Raw genomic sequence first — 4,966 nt, forward strand, 5'->3', positions numbered from 1 at the left:
CCTTTTGTCCAATAAATCCATCCCAGCGAAGGAAATACACGGAGACTCCTGTGGGAGGAAAGGCCTCGGTGAGACCACGCAGTGCATAGCACAAGGGGGCTCAACAGCCGCCCACGGAAAGCGTAGTGTATTTCCGTAGCGGTATTCTGTTTTGTAGCTTTGTTTTTATTTCTACGATGGAAATCAACGAAGCTGTAACTAGTTTTAAATTTTTATTACTCAACCTTCAACTATGAAGCATAGAAATATAGTTTAGGGAAAAGTTAAGACAAAAAGACAAAAACTTGTCAAAATTTGTTTGTCTAAAAATGTTGACAATTGAAGCTAATTTGCTATGATAAAGAGGTAAATTAACAATATTAAAATTATGATGAAGAAGATACATTTATTATTTTTAAGACTTTTAGAGAGCTAGTGGTTGGTGGAAACTAGTGCTTAAAATAATAAATAGCCCTTACTGAATAGACGAATTGAACGTGAGTAGATTCGTTCGTATGTGTGCGTTAAACACCTAACCAACGAAGACTGTTTATTTTTGCAGTGAACAAGGGTGGTACCGCGGAAAAATATCTTTTCGCCCCTTATATATTTAGGGGTGGAAAGTTTTTTTATTTTATTAATGTTTCACCATTATAAAAGGAGCTGTGCATCAAGATGTGAACCATTATGGATTCCAAACTCATAGGGGATATTGAAACCAGTTGATATGTAGAAAATTTTTAGTATGTTTGAAATTGATTGAAAAAGCTTAGGCGAAAATCAAATTAGGGCAAGGGGTAACCCAACAGCATGTGCATATTTCACTAAAACTGCTTAAACTACATTTAGACCCCAGAGGAACGAGGAGGAGAAAAATGGCTTTTAAAATATTAATTAGTGACCCATTAAGCGAGGATGGTATTTTTCCATTAAGAGAAGCTGACAACATCGAAGTAGAAATTGATACAGGTCTATCACCGGAAGAACTACTAAATAAGATTGGTAATTACGATGGTTTATTAGTTCGTAGTCAAACACAAGTAACTCGTGAAGTGATTGAAAAAGGACATAACTTAAAGGTGATTGGTCGAGCAGGTGTGGGTGTCGATAACATTGATCTAGACGCTGCGACAGAAAATGGGATCATCGTCGTAAACGCACCAGATGGAAATACAAACTCTGCTGCGGAGCATACGATGGCAATGATTATGTCATTAGCGAGAAATATTCCACAAGCATATATGTCCATCAAAAACAAAAAGTGGGATCGTAAATCATATGTCGGTATTGAATTACGTGATAAAACACTTGGAATTGTCGGGCTTGGACGAATTGGTGCAGAAGTTGCACGGCGCGCTAAAGGACAAAGAATGAACGTTATTGCATATGATCCGTTCTTTTCAAAAGAAAAAGCAGAAGCTATGGGAATTGGTTATGGTACATTGGACGAAGTGTTAGAAGCGGGAGACTTTATAACCGTTCATACGCCGCTCCTTAAAGAAACACGCCATATCATTAATAAAGAAGCCTTTGCGAAAATGAAAGATGGTGTTCGTGTCATAAACTGTGCACGTGGCGGTATTATTAATGAAGATGATCTTTATGAAGCAATCGTTAATGGAAAAGTAGCTGGTGCTGCACTTGACGTGTTTGAAGAAGAGCCGGCAATTGACCATAAAGTGCTTGAATTAAATGAAGTAATTGCAACTCCTCATCTAGGAGCTAGCACAGTAGAGGCGCAAGAAAATGTGGCTATAGATGTCAGTCATGACGTAGTACGTATCCTATCTGGTGGGCTTGCAAGAAACCCGGTTAATATACCTTCTGTACCGAGAGAAGTAATGAGAAAAATTGAACCATATTTCTATCTTTCGGAAAAGCTTGGTCTATTCTTAGCTCATTTAGCAGAAGAAGCTATTGAAGAAATTAACATTAATTATGCCGGAGATTTAACAGCACTCGAAATTGCTCCACTTACTCAGAACACATTAAAGGGCTTATTAAGTCGCTATTTAGGAACACATGTTAACAATGTGAATGCTTCTTATTTAGCTGAACGAAAAGGCATTACGGTACATGAAAAGAAAACATCCGCAGCTCGCGGTTTTACAAATTTAATTACAGTTGAAATAATTACAAAATCTAAAAAACAAAGAGTATCTGGAACATTATTAAATGGTCTAGGCGCACGTATTGTAAAAGTGGATGATTACAGTATGGACGTTATTCCTGAAGGTCATTTAGTGTTCGTTCACCATGTTGACCAGCCTGGTGCAATCGGTCGTGTCGGTAACTTACTTGCAGAAAATGATGTAAATATTGCTACAATGCAAGTTGGACGTAAACATATTGGTGGCAATGCGATTATGATGCTTACGATTGATCGCCCTTTAACAAAAGATGAATTGGCTCAAATCCGAGCTATGGAAGGATTCGATCGGGTTACAACTGTAGATTTATAATACAACTGCTTGAATTGATGTCGATCAATTCAAGCAGTTTTTTTGGTTAGAAAACACTGCTATTTACTCATTAAGCGGATGCTTTAAATTATTACTGTATTTCGTTAGAGTAAATTACGCACTGTCCCCAGTGTAACTTAACAGATAACTGACAAAAATTTAGTATGGATAACAAAATCCCTTCACCTACATCTATTTAACCTACTAGTTCATTTGCCTTATTTTTCTAAAAAGGGTTGCAAATTTTATTCTTAACTGTATAGTATTATTAAACAAAGTAATTTTATATGATTAATATAAATAGGTGGTTATGGAATGACGAAATCAATTATTAGTTTGTCTAATGTTTGTAAGTCGTATAAACGAAATAACCTAAAAAAACAAGTTATAAAAGATATATCTTTTACAGTTAAAAAAGGAGAGGTTGTAACCTTACTTGGAGAAAGTGGTTGTGGAAAAAGTTCTATATTAAACCTAGTAGGAGGGTTTACATTTCCAGATGAAGGTAAGGTATTGGTGAATGAAAAAGTTGTTACGAAGCCAGAAAGGAATTGTATTATATTATTCCAACAACATAATTTACTACCTTGGCGGACAGTGCTTGATAATGTGGTTTTGGGGTTGAGTGGCGAAAGTAAGTTAAAGCGTGAAAAAGCGATAAAGGTATTGGAACTTGTCGGTTTAAACGCATATTTAACTAATTATCCTCACGAACTATCAGGAGGAATGCAACAACGTGTAGCGATTGCCCGGGCATTTGCAATGCAGCCAGATGTTATCTTAATGGATGAACCTTTCGCCGCATTAGATACGTTTAATCGTTATCACTTACAAGATGAATTAATTCGGATGCAAGAACAGGAGCAACTTACTATTTTACTCGTGACACATGATATTGATGAAGCGGTATATTTGTCTGATCGAATTTTAATTATGAGTTCGAATCCAGGAGAAATTTATCAAACGATATCAATTGATTTACCTAAACCACGTAGTAGATCAAATGATGCCTTTCACTATTACAGAAGCAAAATTTTTGAAACATTTAAGCTAAGTAATGAAGTGAATAAGCCGGAGTACTTTATATAGGGAGGGGGTGCATTTTGTCCCAAAAGCCAGTCGTTTATTGGTTTTTATCAATTTTAATATTATTATCTGCCTGTAATGGAAAGGTGCAACAAACTTCATCAACGAAACCTGTTATAAAGATTGGTTATCTGCCTATTACTCATGCTGCCCCTTTGTTTCTCGATTCATATACAAATGAAGGAGACGACAGAACGTATGAAGTTGAATTAATTAAATTTAATTCGTGGCCAGATCTAATGGATGCTTTAAATGCAGGAAGAATTGATGGTGCGTCAGTGTTAATCCAATTAGCGATGAAAGCAAAAGAAAAAGGCATAGACCTAAAAGCAGTTGCTCTTGGTCATCAAGATGGAAACGTTTTAATATCTTCAAAGGATATCAAGACTGTTAAAGACTTACAAGGTGAGACGTTTGCTATTCCACATACGTATTCAACACATCATTTATTATTAAATGAATTAATACTTCAAGAAGGACTTACCTATGATGATGTGAATATTGTTGAACTTCCGCCTGCTGAGATGCCGGCCGCACTTGCCGAAGAAAGAATAGCCGGGTACGTCGTTGCAGAACCGTTTGGAGCATTGGCAATTAACTTAGATGTTGGAAAGGTACTTGCTTTTTCCGAAAGTTTTTGGCCAAATTCGTATTGTTGTGTGCTCGTGTTACGGGGTGATTTTATGGAAGAAAATGCGGATGTTGCAAATGTTTTTATGAATCATTATGTTGATGCCGGCAAACGAGCTCATAAGAAAGAAAAGGATTTAGACGATGCATTAAATCAGTTTATGAATGTAGACCAAGAAGTTTTAGATCTTTCACTTGAATGGATTTCTTTTGATTCTCTTCGAATAGAGGAAGCAGAGTACAACAAATTAAGAAACCGTGTCATTCAACTTCAGTTAATGGAGTCACCACCGCAATATGAAGAGTTTGTTGACAATAGCTTGATAGATGGGGGGAATGATGATGACTAAGATTAATAGGATGAGGTATTTTTTATGTAGCATTATTATATTAATTGTTTTTTGGCAATTGATTGTAGCGATTGGTCAATATGAAGAAGCTTTATTTCCAGGACCTTTCGTAGTCTTCCAAGCGATAGTTGAATTGTTTTTGGACGGTTCGTTATTCATTCATTTGAAAGATAGTATGTTTCGATTTACGATTGGCTATTTACTTGCGGTTTTCCCAGCTATTATTTTTGGTTTAATGCTAGGGAGAAGTAGAAAATTATGGGCTGTTATTGATCCAGTCGTTCAAATATTACGGCCTATTTCACCTGTAGCATGGTCACCGTTTATCGTATTATGGTTTGGAATTGGTAATATGCCTGCCATTGTAATTATATTTATCGCAGCTTTTTTTCCAATTCTTTTAACGACAGTTAATGGGGTCAGGAATATCGATGTTCATTATCTGAAAATAGCTGCAAA

Annotated in this window: 4 protein-coding genes and 1 other annotated feature; all 4 genes read left to right on the forward strand. The window is 36.2% G+C overall.

The window, feature by feature from the left end; genetic code table 11:
- Positions 1-361 precede the first annotated feature (361 nt).
- Positions 362-585, forward strand: a binding site (T-box leader).
- 269 nt (positions 586-854) lie between these two features.
- A complete protein-coding gene (gene serA / locus ACPYKA_RS18760) occupies positions 855-2,441 on the forward strand; it encodes a phosphoglycerate dehydrogenase (protein WP_479543725.1) in 1,587 nt (528 codons plus the stop codon).
- Positions 2,442-2,756: 315 nt separating this feature from the next.
- Positions 2,757-3,530 (forward strand): ABC transporter ATP-binding protein, encoded by a 774-nt coding sequence (locus ACPYKA_RS18765; protein ID WP_479543726.1) that lies wholly within the window; start codon positions 2,757-2,759, stop codon positions 3,528-3,530.
- Between the two features lie 14 nt (positions 3,531-3,544).
- On the forward strand, positions 3,545-4,507 hold the full coding sequence (locus ACPYKA_RS18770) for an ABC transporter substrate-binding protein (protein WP_479543727.1): 963 nt from the start codon (positions 3,545-3,547) through the stop codon (positions 4,505-4,507).
- Positions 4,500-4,966 (forward strand): ABC transporter permease (locus tag ACPYKA_RS18775; RefSeq protein ID WP_479543728.1); only part of this gene is annotated, 467 nt, incomplete at its 3' end. The genes ACPYKA_RS18770 and ACPYKA_RS18775, both read left to right, overlap by 8 nt.

The organism is Pseudogracilibacillus amylolyticus (SeqCode) (assembly GCF_051918545.1).
Classification (GTDB): Bacteria; Bacillota; Bacilli; order Bacillales; family Amphibacillaceae; genus Pseudogracilibacillus.

Coding starts and splice junctions, on each gene's coding strand:
- serA (WP_479543725.1), top strand. CDS start 855: ATGGCTTTTAAAATATTAATTAGTGACCCATTAAGCGAGGATGGTATT.
- ACPYKA_RS18765 (WP_479543726.1), top strand. CDS start 2,757: ATGACGAAATCAATTATTAGTTTGTCTAATGTTTGTAAGTCGTATAAA.